Below are 17,419 nucleotides of genomic sequence, written 5' to 3'. Positions count from 1 at the left end.
TCAAAAATCAAAATTGGAGGTTAACATGAAAATCACAGATCATTTTATACCCGTTTTTACCGAGCAACTGGAGTTAACCGTTAAATATTATGAATCTCTAGCAAATCGATCTATGGATCGTACGTGGAATATTCCCGAGGCTGGCTTATCTTTAGCCACAGTATATCCCTACGTCATTGTATCTGGAAGTCCAGAGGCGCTGGAACCTGCCAGATCACTCCGGGCAGTGGTGTATGTCGATTCCATGGACGAATTGAAGGTAGAATTAACAAAACAAAATACACTTATCGTTAGAGATCAGCATGGTCCTATTGGTCCAAGCGTTTTTGTTCAACATCCAGATGGTAGTTTTATTGAATATGTTGAGCCTGAGCAAGCTTCTGTCTGAATTCGTGCAACATCGAAACATACAAAATAAAGCTACTCCATTAGAGGAGCAGCTTTATTTTGTATTTTCCTTTATCCGTAGTTGCTCCACAATTTGAGCTAGGGTAACAGAAGCAAGTTCATGCTCCATAGCCTTCTGTGCATTAGAGAATTGGGGTAATAGGATGGATTCAATGTTCATTCCTACAGAACAATTGGGGTCAGTATCCTTGTGGATTTTGAAAAGCTGGTTTCCGTCCACCGATTCGACTGCTTGGAAGATATCCAGTAGCGTTAATCTTTCAGGAGATATCAGAAGAGAGGCCCCCGCAACTCCTGGTTTTGTATCAATATATCCTGCTTTTTTGAGCTGAGCCATAATCCTTCTAATGACTACAGGGTTACTATTGATGCTACGGGCAATTCGATCGCCTGTACTATATAGGGGGTCCAACGAGATCATGGAAAGAATATGGACGGCCATCGAAAAGCGACTACTTATTTGTTTCAATCTACTCACCTTCTTTGCTGAATAGTATAGTTTCTTTCAAAGAACAGGTCAATCGACGGCCATACCGGAAAACAGAGAAAATCCTTGAATTAGAACCATAATAAAACCATTCAGGTTCTGCAAATACGCAGCTTCCGTGCCTTCAGGCGCGTCGGCTTTAATGAACGGGCAGTTATCTGTCCTAGATTGTAAAGTGATATTGTAATGCCAGAGGAATACAGTTGATAAACATTATCATTCATGATATATTGTTCACAAGTAAACAAAATATAATTAAAATATCTAAAACACTTTATTATTAAAGAAATATTTTTGTTTACATGTAAATAAGGAGCGATCACAAGATGACTTCAAAAGATCGAACAAAACAATTGCTTCATGACCAATTTATCCGTTTCTTACATGTATATGAGAACCACAAGAATACAGAAATTGAGCATTTCCTAAGTGTCGCCCAGCGAGAAAGCATCGAGAACATTCCTCAGCATTTGACCGCGGTTCATATGATCGATTGCATAGGCAAGTATGAGCCTATTAACAACACAGGTATTGCTGAGGCGATGAATTTATCCAAAGCAAGTATCACCAAAATTGGCAACAAACTGCTGGAAGAAGGATTCGTCAAACGCACAAAAATGAATGACAACAAGAAGGAGAGTTATTTCCGGTTGTCACCGCAAGGCAAAAAAATATTTGAACTGCATGAACGTCTGCATGTACATGAGGCTGAGCGCTTCTATCGTACGCTCGACAAATATTCGGAAACAGAGCTAAAAGTCATTCATCAATTTCTTCAAGACAGTAGCATCAATATTGAATCCAGATCAAACGAAGGAGAGTGAAGCATTTGAGTCTGGCGGAATTGATCAGGGAGCGCAGAAGCATTCGTAAATGTAACTCTACGCCGGTGGACCAGGAGTTAGTTGTTGAATTACTACGTAAGGCTAATCGGCTTCAACCATTTGGTGAGGCTGGCTCGTGGCGTGTGGTATATGCCGGAACTCCAGAAGCGCGCAAACGGTTGGTGGACTGCATGCTCGAACAGATGTCGCAGAGCAAACTCGGCAAACTGATTCCCGGGAAACTTCTGGATGTGTTCAAAAAGAGAGTTACCGATATTCCTGCACACGTCATTGTTATGTCGACTATTGGGCCGGATCAACTGACCAATGACCGCAATTATGCGGCTGCCTGCGGGATGATGCAGAGCTTCCAACTAATGGGTTGGGAACATGGGTTAGGAATGTTATGGGATACAGAGTCCATGATTCAGCATGAAGGATTTTTCAGAGGAATTGGCATGCGTGAGGATGAAAGATTCGTTGGCATTCTTCATATAGGGTATTTCGACAAAGTGCCGAGAAGTCGGAAAAGAACACCAGCCGAGCAGAAGTGGACCGTATTAAGAGGTCAATCTACATAGAAGAGGGAGGATGTAAAAAATGAAATTGTCAGATCTGGAAGGAGACATGGGCGGTCCGAGTGAGTTTTTGGATCGACCGGTATCGCAGGACCTAATTCTTGAGTTGCTCAATCATGCCGTATGGGCGCCAAATGATGGACTCCGAGAGCCGTGGCGATTTATCTTTGTTGATAACCCGTATGGGGACATCCTGCAGGGTTTGCAAGAGCAGGCCCCCGCGTATCTTCTAGTCTTGGTGAAAACAGAGGCTGATCAACATAAGCGGGAAGAGGATTTTGCAGCGGTCTGCTGCCTCATTCAGAATTTCCGCTTGTTGGCTCATGAGCAGAGTCTGGGTGTTCGCTGTACATTGCATGACTGGATGTACGACCCAAGCCGTACTGAAGTGTTTGGTGTACTGAGTAACGAGCGTATTGCTGCAGTTCTAGAATTGGGATACGGTGCAAATCAGTGGAAAGGAACTACTGATTTGCCTGAGACTCAACTTCATTTTGAACTTCTCCACCCGCTATGAACTGCACCTCCAATTGTCAGAAAGTTTCCAACAATCGAGATACAGCTCACCGAGCGCGTGGTTGTAATTTTCCTTCTTTTCCTAATGGAAGGTAATAAATTTTTGCTTATGTTTCTATGGAAGAACAGTAAAACGATATCATCCACGAAAGCTGTGTTGTCCCCGGTTCCCGAAGTTGCCACAAACCGGATTTGATGTTTTCCCGGCTTGATGAGCTGAAAGGAGTTCGTGGTGAACTCAGCATAAGCACCGCTTGTCGGTATAAAAGAACCGAGCAACTGATCATCCATGTAGACATCAAAGGACTGTTGTCCCCCAAAACTGCTCCGCTTCGCAGACTGAAATTGAATGGCGTAGTGGCCTGCTGGGAAAATCAGCGATTGGCTGAACTCGCCCTGCTTGCCATTCAGGGTCTGCAAGTATGCAGCTTGCGTGCCTTCCGGTGCGTCGGAAGCACCGAACACACTGCCATTGCGAATGCGGCCTGCATTGTTTTTGAAGCTCCAGCCGTCACCGCTTGCCACCGCTACGCCGTTCTGGGACGTGATGGTCGGACTTTCGAATCCACCATGTTGCAGAGCAGCATGGTCATGAACGGCAACCTTTTCTATGGAAATCTGATCAATAAACGTTGCACCTGTGACTGTTGCGGAAAATAGGATCGTATGCGATCCAGGTTCAACGGTAAACCAATCCGTGGTGAAGGATTCATGCTGCTGCCACTTCGCAATATCCCCGCCTGATCATTAAAGCTCCATCCAGCAGTTATGCCCTCACCGTGCCCGACGGATCAGTAACCACAGGTGACTCAAAGCTCGAATTGGTGATATAAGGGTCTTCCGGAGTCTGTGGCAACGTAATTCGTACATCATCGATAAAAGCCGTATTGTCACCTTCCGTCGTTGTGGCTACAAACTTGATCGTGTGTTTCCCCCCAGCCGTCTCAAAGGCCCCTGTTCGGAAAGTTTGGAAGTTGCCGGATTCAGGCCGATACGAGCCAATAACCTGATCATCGAAATAGATGTCAAAGGACTGTGTGCCGCCAAAGCTGGTGCGTTTGGCCGCCTTGAACGACATTTGGTATGTTCCCGGCTTGAAATGGATCGATTGGCTTATCGTGGGGGCAGCAGTAGCCTGGAATAGACCGTTGTTATGCTGCACGCCGGAGCGGCTGTCGAACACCTATCCGTTGGTCATGGGTCCCGGTCTGGCCGATGTGGTAGCCGGTTTTTCAAAGCCAGCGTTGAAGAACGTGACCACAGGAAGCTCATCCGGTATTTCGGGGTTAACAAAGCATCGCTTGTCTACGCCCGGAATCGGATCGCCCAGCATGGCACTTGAACAGGCAACGCCGTTTTCGATCATGCACAGCTTATACCCGTCCGGAGCGCTGCTGATTTGTCCAATTGAACCACACGGATTGGATTGACAAGGTATCAGAAATATTAGTGGTCGGATCGAGGATGAAATTGCTCAAACCTTTAATGACGAGCAGAAGCAAATCTTAAAGAAATTGCTAATCAAAATTAATGAAAGCATATATGGAAAAGGAAATATATAGATAGTTTCTCATCTTGCAGTGATGTCCAGATTCTGAACGCCAAGTCCACTCGTAGGTTGGTTTTCAAGTCGAATAAATAATTGTCTACCACAGAGACAGGAAAGTTATCCTACCTTGAAGAAACAGTTTATGTAAGCGTATGCAGCGAGGTTAACCTTGTCGATAACACGTTTACGGATGTTCCAAATAGAACTGGCTAGCTAATGAGAGAATTTTAAGGGAGAGTGCACATGAAACTTCAATATGACAAACCTGCAAATGTATGGACGGAAGGGCTTCCCATAGGTAATGGCCGTCTTGGCGGCATGATCTTTGGTGGGGTGGAGCAGGAGAAAATCAGCTTGAATGAGGACACCCTGTGGTCCGGTTATCCGAAGAACGGCAACAATCCTGAGGCAAAGGATGCTCTGCCAAAGGTCCGCGCGCTGTTACAGGAGGAACGTTATACGGAAGCAGACACGCTGACCAGAGAGATGATGGGCCCGTACACCCAATCGTACCTGCCCTTCGGAGATTTACTCCTGCGTTTTGAACACGGGGATATCTACCATTCCTACAAGCGGACGCTGGATGTAGAAAATGCAGTGCACAGCCTTGAATATCAGATTGGCCATGTGATTTATACCCGCGAAATGTTTGCGTCGCATCCGGATCAGGTACTTGTGCTGCGGCTGGCTGCTAGTGTGGAAGGTGCACTGAATGTACATGCGTCACTGGATAGCCCGCTTCGGCATGTGACTAGTGCTAGGGGAGAACGTTTGGTTCTGGAAGGAACAGCCCCGGAGCATGTAGATCCGAGCTATTTTGCAAGCGATGAGCCGATTCGATACGGTGACCCTGAACATAACAAGGCAATGGTATTTGAAGGACAGCTAGCGGTGAAGACAGAGGATGGACAGGTAACGGTGGATGGCAATGGAATTCATGTATTGAGTGCGACAACGGCAACCTTTTATTTCAGCGCAGCTACAAGTTTTAACGGTATGGATGCCATTCCGGGAGTCGAGGGAAAAGATGCTTCCTTCACTGCAAGTTCATTTCTGGATGGGGCGGTAGCCAAGCCATATGACAGCATACTTGACTCGCATATTGAAGATTACCGTAGGTTGTTTGATCGGGTGAAGCTCCAGCTTGGGAATTCACTTGCTCCGGAGGAGATGTCGACCGAACAACGGATTACTACCTATGGAGCAGAGGACCCGGGGCTTGTGGAACTGCTCTTTCACTATGGGCGCTACTTGCTGATCTCAAGCTCCCGTCCGGGAACACAAGCCGCGAATCTTCAGGGTATATGGAATGCAGTAACTCGCCCTCCCTGGAGCAGCAATTATACGTTGAACATCAACACGGAGATGAACTATTGGCCTGCTGAAATATGCAATCTGGCGGAATGCCATGAGCCCTTACTGGACTTGATCAGCAATCTGGCGAAGAAGGGCGTTGAAACAGCACAGGTCAATTATGGAACTCGCGGGTGGACCGCGCATCATAACACGGATATCTGGGGACAGACGGCGCCGGTGGGCAATTATGGTGACGGTGATCCAAGCTGGGCCTTCTGGCCGATGGGAGGTGTTTGGCTGACTCAGCATTTATGGGAGCATTATACCTTTAGCGGAGACGAGATGTATTTGCGTACTTCCGCTTATCCTGTGTTGAAGGAGGCAGCCCTGTTCGCACTGGACTGGCTGATTGACGATGGTAGCGGTCGTCTTGTGACTGCACCTTCGACTTCGCCGGAGCATAAATTCAGAACAACGCAAGGTGTAGCAGCGGTCAGTCCGGGTTCAACCATGGATATCTCATTGATCTGGGAATTGTTCACCAACTGTATTGAAGCCTCGAAGATTCTTGGAACAGACCCGGATTTCAGGAATGAACTGGTGAGCATCCGTGAACGTTTACTACCACTGCAAATCGGCAAATACGGCCAATTGCAGGAGTGGTCGAAGGACTTTGAGGATGAGGATATCTATCATCGGCATACCTCACATCTCGTAGGGGTTTATCCGGGTCGACAGCTTTCGGACGAGGAGACACCAGAGTTGTTTGGTGCCGCCAGAACCTCGCTTGAGCGACGGGGAGACGAAAGCACAGGTTGGAGCCTGGGATGGCGTGTTGCGCTTTGGAGTCGTTTCAGGGAAGGGAATCGTTCCCTGCGTCTGCTATCCAACATGCTACGCCTGGTCAGAGATGGAGCGTCGGAACAATACAACCATGGAGGGGTTTATCCGAATCTTCTGGGAGCACATCCTCCGTTTCAGATCGACGGCAACTTCGCCGCCTCTGCCGGGATAGCCGAGATGCTGCTGCAATCTCACCGTCCTTATATGGAACTGCTTCCCGCACTGCCGGATGCTTGGCAGCAAGGCAGCGTTTCCGGTCTGCGTGCCCGAGGCGGATTTGAGGTTAGTATCCGGTGGGACAACGGACAACTTGCAGAAGCGTATATCACTTCACACCTGGGCCGGGACTGCGTGCTTAAAGGTGAAGTTCCAGTTGTGGTAACACTTGACGGCAACGTGATTGAAACGGAGGGCACCGATTTAAATCACATAAGCTTCCCTACATCTGCAGGACGTACTTACAAGGTTAAGTTAAGTTAAATCGCGTTATGTATCGGAAGATTGTTGCATGGAAAATGCCCTATTCGGTCTTTATAATGAGGGCAGACTTGGGCAGGAGAGACAAAACCATTAGATAAGTACCTTCTTGAGTGTCTACGTACACACGATAGTTACTTTTTGCTACAAATTAATGAAATGCCTGTCACACATCGTCAGAATGGTCTTATATCTGAAGATGTGGCTAGATGGCTTCAACTGTAACTAATTTCAACGGACTATCATTAGATAGTTCGTTTTCTTTTTGTTGAAAAAGGGAGGAGTCTACAGTATTGCAACTCCACTCAAGAAGTTGATTTAGGATCTAGGGATGAAAGAATAATCACTATGTTTATTTGCGTATTTTTTTGATTTTTGTCCTCCACATGTGTACAAAGAATAAAAATGATGCTACATTTAAATTAGCAAAACCCCATTTACAACAAGGTTTTTTCGCATAATGACATGTCTCCTGTACAAGGACAAACGTATATTAAGGAGGGAATCGAATGTCAAGTCAAACATTGGGCCAATTTTTAAGTTCGAACATCGAAGATTTAAAGAATAAAGGTCTGTATAACTCCATCGATACACTGCAGGGTGCAAATGGTCCTGTTATTCGTATTGACGGGAAGTCCCTAATCAATTTGTCTTCTAATAACTATCTGGGCTTGGCAACCGATGACCGACTGATTGATGCTTCAGTTAAGGCGGCGCAGACATACGGGGCAGGAGCAGGGGCTGTAAGAACAATTAATGGTACGATGGATCTTCATATTGAGCTGGAAGAAAAACTGGCCCATTTCAAAAAAACGGAAGCCGTTATCGTGTATCAATCGGGATTCAACTGTAATATGGCTGCTATATCTGCAGTGATGGACCAACATGATGCGATTTTATCCGATGAGCTGAACCACGCTTCCATTATTGATGGCTGCCGCCTGTCGAGAGCCAAGGTAATTCGCTTTAAGCATTCGGATATGAATGATTTAAGACGGTTGGCGAAAGAGGCCAAGGAATCCGGTCAGTACCATAAAATTATGGTCATCACCGACGGGGTTTTCTCCATGGATGGCGATATAGCAAAGCTGCCCGAAATTGTGAAAATAGCAGAAGAATTCGATCTGATTACTTATGTAGATGATGCCCACGGTTCGGGCGTTCTCGGAGAAGGTGCAGGAACCGTGAAGCATTTTGGATTGTCCGACCGTATTGACTTCCAAATTGGTACTCTCTCCAAGGCGATCGGCGTTGTCGGCGGTTATGTCGCGGGTAAAAAGCAATTGATCGAATGGTTGAAGCTGAGAAGCCGTCCGTTTCTGTTCTCCACATCGCTACCTCCGGCTGCAATCGCTTCCTGTAGCGCTTCGATCGACATTTTGATGAATGACAAAGAACTGATTGAGAAGCTTTGGGAGAACGGCAATCATTTGAAAAATGGCTTGAGCCGGCTTGGATATGATGTAGGCCAAAGCGAAACTCCGATCACACCTTGTATCATTGGGGATGAAGTAACCACCCAACAGTTCAGCAAACGGCTCTATGAAGAAGGCGTTTACGCCAAGGCAATCGTATTTCCTACGGTCCCGAAAGGAACTGGAAGAATACGCAACATGCCGACAGCTGCACATACCAAGGAGATGCTGGGCCAGGTGATCTCTGTTTATGAGCAAGTTGGCAAGGAAATGAAGCTGATTTAGCTGCATTCGCGGGAGTATATTTCGGGAGGAATGTCTTATGAACAAGATCTTGGTGACCGGAGCATTGGGCCAAATCGGTTCTGAGTTAGTTGTTAAATTACGTGAGATTTATGGTGCGGATTACGTCGTTGCTACCGATCTCAGGTCATCAGCCCACGAAATTACCCGATCCGGACCTTTCGAGCTGCTGGACGTGACGAATGATAAGGCGATGTTCGAAATCGCCAAGCGGTACGAAGTGGATACCATCATGCATTTGGCTGCGCTGCTGTCGGCTACCGCAGAGGAGAAACCCCTGCTTGCCTGGAATTTGAATATGGGCGGATTGATGAATGCACTTGAAGTATCCAGAGAGCTCGGCTGCCAACTGTTCACGCCAAGCTCCATTGGATCTTTTGGCCCTACGACTCCGAAATACAATACCCCGCAGGATACAATCCAGCGGCCCAATACGATGTACGGCGTGAACAAAGTGTCCGGCGAACTGCTTTGTGATTATTATTTTCACAAGTACGGTCTGGATACCAGGGGGCTGCGATTCCCAGGATTGATATCTTATATGACGCCTCCCGGCGGAGGAACGACGGATTATGCGGTGGAAATTTATTACGCAGCCGTGACGGCTGGCCGGTATACAGCTTATATCGCCAAGGGAACAGACATGGACATGATGTATATGCCGGATGCCCTAAACGCGATCATCGATTTAATGGAAGCGGATTCATCCCGGTTGAAGCACCGAAACTCTTTTAATGTCACCGCAATGAGCGTGGATCCGGAGGCGATCGCCGCAGCAATTCGGGAGGAGTTTCCTGGCTTTATCCTAGATTATGACGTTGATCCGAAGAGACAGGCGATAGCCGATGGCTGGCCGCATTCCATTGATGCGACAGCAGCAAAAACAGAATGGGGATTTCATGCCCGCTACGACTTGAAGGCCATGACGAAGGATATGTTATCACAGCTAAGCGAGAGACAAATGCTTCGCAAAGCTTAATGTTATCAATATTATTTTTTAAAAGTGTAATCACAGAAAAGGAGCCATCATTCGAGGGGCTCCTTTTCTGTGCTATCTACCCAGCTACTGTTCGCAAGCATTTATCACTCATCATCTATTGGAATACCTGCGGCTTTTAAGTGTCCATGAGTGAGAATTTTTCCGAATTGAGAAGCGAGTTCACTTGGAGTATAAGAAAAATCATTTTTAACCCACCATATTACAATGCCCATAAAAGTAGATGCGATATATTGAAGTATTAATTCCTTTGAAATCTTCAGGGGAATATCATCCAGGCCATCTTCCACTGTATTTTTTATAATCTCCTCCATTTTTGATTGAAAACCATAAATTCTGTTCTCATCAAGTAACAATGCTTTGTAAAAGGGGATATTACCCTTAATTTGCTCCAGTATGGTTTGCATCAGTTGTTCAAGCATAGAGCCACTTATAGGAGATTTGCTGCTCGAACAAAGATTGAGTGTACTCTTTAATTCTTCTAATAATTCGTCCATAGATACATTTAACAAATCGGGTTTGTTCTGATAATGAAGGTAAAAGGTATTTCGGTTAATCATCGCCTTATCGGCTATATCTTGGATCGTAATTCCTTCGTAGCCCTTTTCATTAAGAAGTTCTATAAATGCCTTTTTTATCGAATGTTTAGAGCGAAGGATACGTAAATCGATTTTTTTGCTCATTATTGCTCATTCCCTTAACTTTTTTTGTTAGATATACGACATTTAAGTTGAAACTGTATTTTATCTCTCAAAATCAAAATTATTAAACATTGAATGCTGACCTTTTATTTATCATAATAAACAAAAGATAAATATACAACACATTGACCATTATTTATCTGGTTGATAATTAACTTTAATTAAAGGAGAGATTTTAGATGAAAACGATAGCGATTGTTGGAGCTGGAGCAGGTTTAGGGATGTCCATTGCAAAGAAATTCGGACAAAATGGATTCCGCGTAGCGCTTATTGCACGAAATGAAGAAAAGTTGAACCAACTAGTTATTGAATTAGAACAATTGGGAATCGAAGCTGCTTCATTTCAAGCGGACATATTAAATAAAGAACAAATTGAGATGGCATTTGCTGCTATTAAAGAGAAATACGGATTTATTGATGTTCTTGAATACAGTCCAACGCCGAGCTTTGACTCAGTAGCGCCAACGCTAGATGTAACTGAAGAAAATGCATTATACCAATTTCAATATAATGTTTTAGGTGCTTTATCAAGTGTTAAACAAGTGCTTCCGGATATGTTGGATAAGCAAAGCGGTGCTCTGTTATTTACAACGGGAGGTGCTTCAGTACACCCGGTACCGATGATGGGGAATGTCGGCATTGCAATTTCAGGACTTCGTAATTATATCTTTAATTTGAACAGCGAACTAACTGACAAAGGAGTTTATGCAGGTCACCTTTCGATCGGAATTTGGATGCAGCCGAATTCAGGAGTTCAAGATAAAATCGCTGATATTTGGTACGACATGTACACCAGAAGAGACAGAGTAGAAGAGTTTATAACTGAAGATAAAGTCTAAGCTGAATAATTTATATTAGAGGAGACACAAGAAAGAATATGAATATCACTGTTTTTGGTGCAACTGGTGCAATTGGACAGCTTGTGACTCAACTAGCATTAGATCACGGAGATTTCGTTAAAGCATACGTTAGAACCCCCAAAAAAATCAGCCTCAAACATCCAAATTTGAGTCTTGTCCAAGGGGAACTTTCGAATAGCTCAACCATCGAGAAAGCCGTAGCCGAATCCGATGTCGTAATCAGCACATTGGGGCCAGCCTCCGATATGTCACGAAAGCTTAAAGGCACGCCGATTGCTGACGGACACGAACTGATAATTAAGGCTATGAAGAAACATAACAAAAAAAGGTTCATTACACTTGCAACGCCAGCTTTGCAATCAGATGACGATAAGAAAAACATGTCCACGATACTTCCAGGTGTATTAGCCAAAATACTCCTTCCAAACGGATATGCAGAAATGAAGAAAATGGAAGGAATAATTAAACAATCGAATCTGGATTGGACAGTCGTTCGAATTATTAACCCCAATGTTAAATACACAGGACAATCTTATGACTATTCATTTGGAGATCAATCGGCTAAAATATCTGTTTCCAGAGAAAATGTTGCCAAATTCATGTACTCTGCTGCTCGTGACAACCAATTGATTAGAAAAATGCCTATTATTTATAACAAATAAACTCAATAAAAATGAAGTATTCACCGATTAAGGTGGTTAGTGAGGGAGAATTCAAAATGAAAATCGAGATATGGTCGGATTATGTTTGTCCATTTTGTTATATTGGTAAACGAGAGAGTCTGCACTGGAGCAGTTCGCTCATCCAAATGAAGTGGTCATTGAATATAGAAGCTTTGAACTTAATCCGCAAACATCCATGTACTCAGGCAAAAGTATGCATCAAATACTTTCTGAGAAACATGGTATGAGTATCGAGCAAGCGAAAAAGGCACATGCTGAACTTGAACAACAAGCAGCAATGATGGGTCTCGTGTATAATATCGACCAAATACAGCCCACCAATACGTTTGATGCGCATCGTTTAACCCAATATGCCAAAGCTGTGGGTAAAGATCAGGAATTAGCAGAGAAGTTGTTCTATTCTTATTATACGGACGCCAAGCTAATTAGCGATTATGATACATTAGCAGATATTGCAGAATCAGTTGGAATGAACCGAGATGAGTCCATGGCAGTTCTCCATGACCGCTCCAATTATGCTAGCGAAGTGCGTTCAGATGAAGCTACAGCAAAACAATTAGGGATTACAGGAGCACCTTTCTTTGTCATTGATAGAAAATACGCGATATCCGGCGCCCAACCAACAGAGGTATTTTTAAAAGCTCTTAACCAAGCATCTCAATAAATAAAGCCAGGTAGTGGTAAGACAAAGATATTATGAAAGCATTATCGAGAGAACAATCACAATGTATTTTAGAACAGCGTGTAGATAGTCAGTTCAAGCGAAATAGGCAGAATCATAAACCGCCCAAACTCCTTATTGGAATTGGGCGGTTTTTCTTTTCGTCATCAAATAATATTTGCTTCTCAATCGTGTATGCGATATATTGCATATAAGATTAATTGTAATGAGGATGAAAACCATGCCAATTCCCAAAGGTTTTGCCTTACCCGCCCGTATGTCTGCAAAAGAAAGAGCGTTTTCTCAGATTCAGCGATGGATTATTGATGGAACACTGCAACCAGGTGAAAAGCTTATGGATGCGGAATTGGCTGAATCGCTTGGAGTCAGCCGGACACCGATTCGGGAGGCATTTCAGTTGCTCGAAGTTCAAGGCCTCGTGTCTATGCATCCAGGAAAAGAAACAAAAGTAACGAATATTGAGAAAAACGATATTTTCAAGATGTACTCAACGATGGCTGCTCTTCAGGCTTTAGCTGCTGAAATCACCGCCCAAATTATTGTTTCAGAACAGATCGAGAAACTAAGATCCATAAATTTGGAATTTGCTAGTTCCATTAAAAATGGACAAGTTTATCAGGCTATGGAGGTGGATGAGCAATTTCATAACTATATTGTGGAGCTCTCAGATAATCCTTATGTAGCCACATTTAATGCCTCTCTACAGATTCACATTAGGCGATTTAAATATGTCTTTTTAAAACAACCTATCACGGCTACACTAGCTTCATTGGAAGAGCATGATTTGATTATTAAAGCTTTTGAAGGCAAAAATAGCGATGATGCTCACATACTAATGAAACAAAATTTTATTCGACCGATGCAGGAACTGTACGAAATACTTTGAAATGAGGAATAAAAAAAATGGAGAATAAAAAAGATCTTCGTATTCGAAGCAAGGTAATCAGTGAAGGTGCTAACCGGGTACCGAACAGAGCCATGCTGCGTGCAGTTGGTTTTCAGGATGATGATTTTAAAAAGCCAATGATTGGAATAGCGAGTACGTGGAGTGAGGTAACGCCATGTAATATGCACATCAATGATTTGGCGGTACAAGCTAAGCAGGGCGCACGTGATAACGGCGGTGCTCCACTGATTTTTAATACGATTACCGTTTCGGATGGAATTTCGATGGGGCACGGCGGGATGTTGTTCTCACTACCAAGTCGGGAAGCTATCGCTGATTCGATTGAAATTGTGACCGGAGCCGAGCGTTTTGACGGTGTTGTTGCGATCGGTGGTTGTGACAAGAATACGCCTGCATGTCTGATGGCTATTGGACGCATGAACATTCCTTCCGTTTATGTATATGGGGGAACCATTCAACCAGGTAATCTCGATGGCAAAAAAGTGGATATCGTTTCCGCTTTTGAAGCCGTTGGCCAATATCAAGATGGCAAAATAACAGATGAACAGTTGCATAAGGTCGAATGCAGTGTTTGCCCAGGTCCAGGCGCTTGCGGAGGTATGTATACCGCTAATACGATGGCAGCCGCTGCAGAAGCAATGGGGATGTGTTTACCTGGTTCTTCTTCGACATCAGCGATTTCAGCGGATAAAGCAAAGGAATGCGAAGCAGCTGGTAGACAGGTCATCTCACTGCTTGAACAAGAGATTTATCCAAGAGACATTATGACGAAGAAAGCATTTGAGAATGCGATCACTGTTGTTATGGCTCTGGGGGGATCAACTAACGCATTTCTCCATCTGCTAGCTATTGCGCACTCGGTAGAAGTCGATTTAACTTTGGATGATTTTGAGCGCATTCGCCTGCGTGTTCCTCATTTGGCGGATCTGAAGCCAAGTGGTCAATATGTAATGCAGGATTTGAACGATATCGGTGGCGTTTCAGGGGTAATGAAGCTATTGCTTGCTGAGGGATTACTTCATGGGGATTGCCTCACGGTAACAGGCAAAACGTTGGCGGAGAATTTAGCTGAAGCTGCTCCACTTCCGAATGATCAAGAGATTATACGTCCGCTCGATAATCCGCTGAAGCCAGATGGACCATTAGTTGTGCTTCGCGGAAACCTCGCTCCTGAAGGCGCTGTTGCCAAAATGTCAGGTATGAAGATACAACAGTTCTCTGGCCCGACTAAGGTGTATGATAGCGAAGATGAGGCGACAGTAGCGATTATGAATGATGAAATTAAAGAAGGTGATGTCGTGGTCATACGTTACTGTGGTCCGAAGGGTGGACCAGGTATGCCAGAGATGCTTTCCGTAACAGCACTCATCGTAGGCAAAGGACTCGGTGGGAAAGTTGCTCTCATTACAGATGGTCGATTCTCGGGTGGCTCGCATGGATTTGTAGTCGGCCATGTATCACCTGAAGCACAGGTAGGTGGACCGATCGCTTTGCTCCAAAATGGGGATATGATCACCATTAACAGTGACATCCAGGAGATGAAGGTTGAGGTGTCAGAAGAAGAGTTAGCCGCTCGAGCGGAAGCGTGGGTACAACCTCCACTGAAAGTAAAATCTGGTGTACTGGGTAAATATGCCAAATTAGTTTCATCTGCTTCCAAAGGGGCAGTAACCGATTCGATGGATTAAACCAAATATAATCGATAAATTTTAATGATTGCTTTTTCAAAGTCGCTCCGCTATGCGGGGCGACTTTTTGTTGCTATCTATCACATGAACGATATATAGATATTGCGATTGAAAAAAGAGTTAATTTCTATGTGGGAATTGTATATTTTATCGGGGGAAGACCTTTAGTATGTGTATAGGAAAAAACTAGCGGGGAGTGTAGAATTACATCATATATTGTAAGCGCTTGCTTTAATTGCCGAGAGAGGGTACGATGCATTCAATGAATTAACTCAACCCCGTAATTCTATTATTCCAATACCAAAGGAGATGCCTTATGAATCAACAACAACTACCTAAGCCTCACCAGCCGCTCGTAACCCACATCTTCACCGCTGACCCGTCCGCCCATGTCTACGAGGGCAAAATCTACATCTATCCTTCCCATGACCTCGATCATGATGAGCCGAGCAACGATAACGGCGACCAGTATAAAATGGAAGACTACCATGTTCTCTCAATGGACAACTTCGATTCCCCGGTGGTCGATCACGGTGAAGCGCTGCATCTGAGAGATATTCCATGGGCCTCCAAGCAGCTCTGGGCACCGGACGCCGCTTACAAGAACAATACCTATTACCTGTTCTTCCCGGCACGGGACCATGACGGCATCTTCCGTCTGGGTGTGGCAACATCAGAGTCTCCGGCAGGCCCGTTCACGCCGCAGCCGAATTATATGGAAGGCAGCTTCAGTATCGATCCGGCCGTATTGTTGGATGACGACAATCAGTCATACATCTATTTCGGCGGACTCTGGGGTGGCCAGCTGGAGAAGTGGCAGACTGGCAGCTTTGTGCCAGATGCAGAAGGACCGGCTCCTGACCAGCCGGCGCTTGGACCGCAAGTTGCCGTGCTTAGCGACGACATGCTGTCCTTCCAGGGCAAGCCTGCTGAGATATCAATTGTCGATGAAGACGGGAATCCGATTCTGGCGGGGGATGAGGACCGGAGATATTTTGAAGGACCATGGGTGCATAAATATAACGGATATTACTACCTGTCCTACTCTACAGGCACCACACATAAGCTCGTATATGCGATCGGCAAGAATCCGATGGGACCATTCACGTTCAAGGGCGAGATTCTGTCTCCGGTTATCGGCTGGACAACCCACCACTCCATTGTGCAAGTTGAAGACAAGTGGTATTTGTTCTATCACGACAGCTCCCTGTCGGAAGGCGTCAACCACAAGCGGTGCGTTAAATATTCCGAGCTGAAATACAACGAAGACGGAACGATTCAGAAGATCAATCCTTATCCGGACGGTGAGTAAGCTGGCCGGTTAGCAGAAACAGATACAATTACAAGATAAGGCATAACATGAGGCAGCTCCTGACGGGGCTGCTTTTTTTGATAGGAGGATCAATTGTGTCACTCAAACGTAATTCTTAACTCCTGCTGAAACTTTCCTCTATATGCGTGTAATGCCTACAGTCCTTCGAATTTACAGCTCAACTCAATCTTTTGTAGTACGGACCTTATCTGCTGTAACTATGCTGTGTATCATCACCAAAATTTGAGTTAAACGGCAAATATCCGAGCTATCGCTGTTTGAGTACATAACGGGTATCACATTGGGGTTTGGTGGGTACATTTCATTGTATACTATCTTTTTGCACTTCATAAAAAACCGACCTTATTCCGATTTAAGTAGAATATAAGGTCGGTTTGTTTGTTTTAATGAAGGGACACTATTAACTGTCAATTATGCTCTTGATATTTTTAATTGTTGCAAAGTGCATGGCTTCATGGTAAATCAGAAAACTCAGTAATTGTTCTACATTTGTAAAGGTAAGTCCTGTAGAAGACTTGTAATGGGGATTGATTTCTTCTTTCAATTTGCCTGAAAGGATCGTTTCAACCCTTTCAATTTGTTCATTTAACAAGTCGATTAGCTGTGCCATCGTTGGAGGCTCTATATTCCAGTCAGACGGTTTAGTTCCTGGATCAAACAACTTGCTAAAATGAGCAGGATATTTGGTTTCTTCCCCAGTAAGTTGGAACGCGAACTTCTCATGTATAACATACATATGGCCTAGATTCCATTTTATATTGTTTTTCAAACCTGTTGGAATGATTTCCGAGGCAGAGTCATCTATATCCTTCACATAACCAACTGCCTGACGGCGAACAAATCCCAATTGATCAGCGACAAAATTGCTCATG

The 17,419-nt window shown here is 44.5% G+C and carries 19 protein-coding genes; 15 read left to right on the top strand and 4 right to left on the bottom strand.

The window, feature by feature from the left end; translation table 11 throughout:
* Positions 1-25: 25 nt before the first annotated feature.
* Positions 26-388, top strand: coding sequence for a VOC family protein (locus MKY73_RS13985; protein WP_339308176.1), 363 nt, complete (start codon positions 26-28; stop codon positions 386-388).
* Between the two features lie 54 nt (positions 389-442).
* On the opposite strand, the gene MKY73_RS13980 is transcribed toward MKY73_RS13985, so the two are convergent.
* Complete coding sequence (locus MKY73_RS13980; protein WP_339308174.1) at positions 443-877, bottom strand: Rrf2 family transcriptional regulator; 435 nt, start codon at positions 875-877, stop codon at positions 443-445.
* Between the two features lie 344 nt (positions 878-1,221).
* Between MKY73_RS13980 and MKY73_RS13975 the strand changes: the two genes are divergently transcribed.
* The 4 genes from MKY73_RS13975 (at position 1,222) to MKY73_RS13960 (ending at position 3,473) form a co-directional block, all read left to right on the top strand.
* Positions 1,222-1,719 carry a MarR family transcriptional regulator gene (locus MKY73_RS13975; protein WP_339308173.1) on the top strand — a complete coding sequence of 166 codons (498 nt, stop codon included), beginning with the start codon at positions 1,222-1,224 and terminating at the stop codon, positions 1,717-1,719.
* Positions 1,720-1,724: 5 nt separating this feature from the next.
* Entirely contained in the window at positions 1,725-2,300 is a 576-nt protein-coding gene (locus tag MKY73_RS13970) for a nitroreductase (protein ID WP_339308171.1), read from the top strand.
* Positions 2,301-2,319: 19 nt separating this feature from the next.
* The gene (locus tag MKY73_RS13965; protein WP_339308169.1) at positions 2,320-2,814 is read left to right on the top strand and encodes a nitroreductase family protein; all 495 of its coding nucleotides are present in this window, start codon (positions 2,320-2,322) and stop codon (positions 2,812-2,814) included.
* Between the two features lie 194 nt (positions 2,815-3,008).
* Positions 3,009-3,473: a hypothetical protein gene (locus MKY73_RS13960; RefSeq protein WP_339308167.1), complete on the top strand. Its 465-nt coding sequence runs from the start codon at positions 3,009-3,011 to the stop codon at positions 3,471-3,473.
* A gap of 106 nt (positions 3,474-3,579) precedes the next feature.
* On the opposite strand, the gene MKY73_RS13955 is transcribed toward MKY73_RS13960, so the two are convergent.
* Positions 3,580-3,891: a hypothetical protein gene (locus tag MKY73_RS13955; RefSeq protein WP_339308165.1), complete on the bottom strand. Its 312-nt coding sequence runs from the start codon at positions 3,889-3,891 to the stop codon at positions 3,580-3,582.
* Between MKY73_RS13955 and MKY73_RS13950 the strand changes: the two genes are divergently transcribed.
* The 4 genes from MKY73_RS13950 (at position 3,881) to MKY73_RS13935 (ending at position 9,675) form a co-directional block, all read left to right on the top strand.
* Positions 3,881-4,243 (top strand): hypothetical protein, encoded by a 363-nt coding sequence (locus MKY73_RS13950; protein WP_339308163.1) that lies wholly within the window; start codon positions 3,881-3,883, stop codon positions 4,241-4,243. The genes MKY73_RS13955 and MKY73_RS13950 overlap by 11 nt on opposite strands.
* A 362-nt stretch (positions 4,244-4,605) precedes the next feature.
* Positions 4,606-6,981 carry a glycoside hydrolase family 95 protein gene (locus MKY73_RS13945; RefSeq protein ID WP_339308161.1) on the top strand — a complete coding sequence of 792 codons (2,376 nt, stop codon included), beginning with the start codon at positions 4,606-4,608 and terminating at the stop codon, positions 6,979-6,981.
* Between the two features lie 506 nt (positions 6,982-7,487).
* Positions 7,488-8,678 (top strand): glycine C-acetyltransferase, encoded by a 1,191-nt coding sequence (locus MKY73_RS13940; RefSeq protein ID WP_339308160.1) that lies wholly within the window; start codon positions 7,488-7,490, stop codon positions 8,676-8,678.
* A 37-nt stretch (positions 8,679-8,715) separates the two neighbouring features.
* Complete coding sequence (locus MKY73_RS13935; RefSeq protein ID WP_339308158.1) at positions 8,716-9,675, top strand: NAD-dependent epimerase/dehydratase family protein; 960 nt, start codon at positions 8,716-8,718, stop codon at positions 9,673-9,675.
* A gap of 104 nt (positions 9,676-9,779) precedes the next feature.
* Here MKY73_RS13935 and MKY73_RS13930 read toward each other — a convergent pair whose 3' ends face one another.
* On the bottom strand, positions 9,780-10,376 hold the full coding sequence (locus MKY73_RS13930; protein ID WP_339308156.1) for a TetR/AcrR family transcriptional regulator: 597 nt from the start codon (positions 10,374-10,376) through the stop codon (positions 9,780-9,782).
* 197 nt (positions 10,377-10,573) lie between these two features.
* Here MKY73_RS13930 and MKY73_RS13925 point away from each other — a divergent pair, with 197 nt between their 5' ends.
* From MKY73_RS13925 to MKY73_RS13900, 6 genes are all read left to right on the top strand, one after another.
* Positions 10,574-11,233 (top strand): SDR family oxidoreductase, encoded by a 660-nt coding sequence (locus MKY73_RS13925; protein ID WP_339308154.1) that lies wholly within the window; start codon positions 10,574-10,576, stop codon positions 11,231-11,233.
* Positions 11,234-11,271: 38 nt separating this feature from the next.
* A complete protein-coding gene (locus MKY73_RS13920; protein WP_339308152.1) occupies positions 11,272-11,916 on the top strand; it encodes an NAD(P)H-binding protein in 645 nt (214 codons plus the stop codon).
* Positions 11,917-12,040: 124 nt separating this feature from the next.
* A complete protein-coding gene (locus MKY73_RS13915; protein ID WP_339308594.1) occupies positions 12,041-12,601 on the top strand; it encodes a DsbA family oxidoreductase in 561 nt (186 codons plus the stop codon).
* A gap of 238 nt (positions 12,602-12,839) precedes the next feature.
* Complete coding sequence (locus MKY73_RS13910; RefSeq protein WP_339308150.1) at positions 12,840-13,505, top strand: GntR family transcriptional regulator; 666 nt, start codon at positions 12,840-12,842, stop codon at positions 13,503-13,505.
* A gap of 17 nt (positions 13,506-13,522) precedes the next feature.
* Positions 13,523-15,214, top strand: coding sequence for a dihydroxy-acid dehydratase (gene ilvD / locus MKY73_RS13905; RefSeq protein ID WP_339308148.1), 1,692 nt, complete (start codon positions 13,523-13,525; stop codon positions 15,212-15,214).
* Positions 15,215-15,530: 316 nt separating this feature from the next.
* Complete coding sequence (locus MKY73_RS13900) at positions 15,531-16,526, top strand: glycoside hydrolase family 43 protein (RefSeq protein ID WP_339308146.1); 996 nt, start codon at positions 15,531-15,533, stop codon at positions 16,524-16,526.
* A gap of 421 nt (positions 16,527-16,947) precedes the next feature.
* Here MKY73_RS13900 and MKY73_RS13895 read toward each other — a convergent pair whose 3' ends face one another.
* Positions 16,948-17,418, bottom strand: coding sequence for a DinB family protein (locus tag MKY73_RS13895; RefSeq protein ID WP_339308145.1), 471 nt, complete (start codon positions 17,416-17,418; stop codon positions 16,948-16,950).
* Between the last annotated feature and the right edge of the window lies 1 nt (position 17,419).

Origin of the sequence: Paenibacillus sp. FSL R5-0519 (assembly GCF_037974275.1) — a bacterium.
Taxonomy (GTDB): domain Bacteria; phylum Bacillota; class Bacilli; order Paenibacillales; family Paenibacillaceae; genus Paenibacillus.
This window is presented reverse-complemented; position numbering and strand designations above follow the sequence as displayed.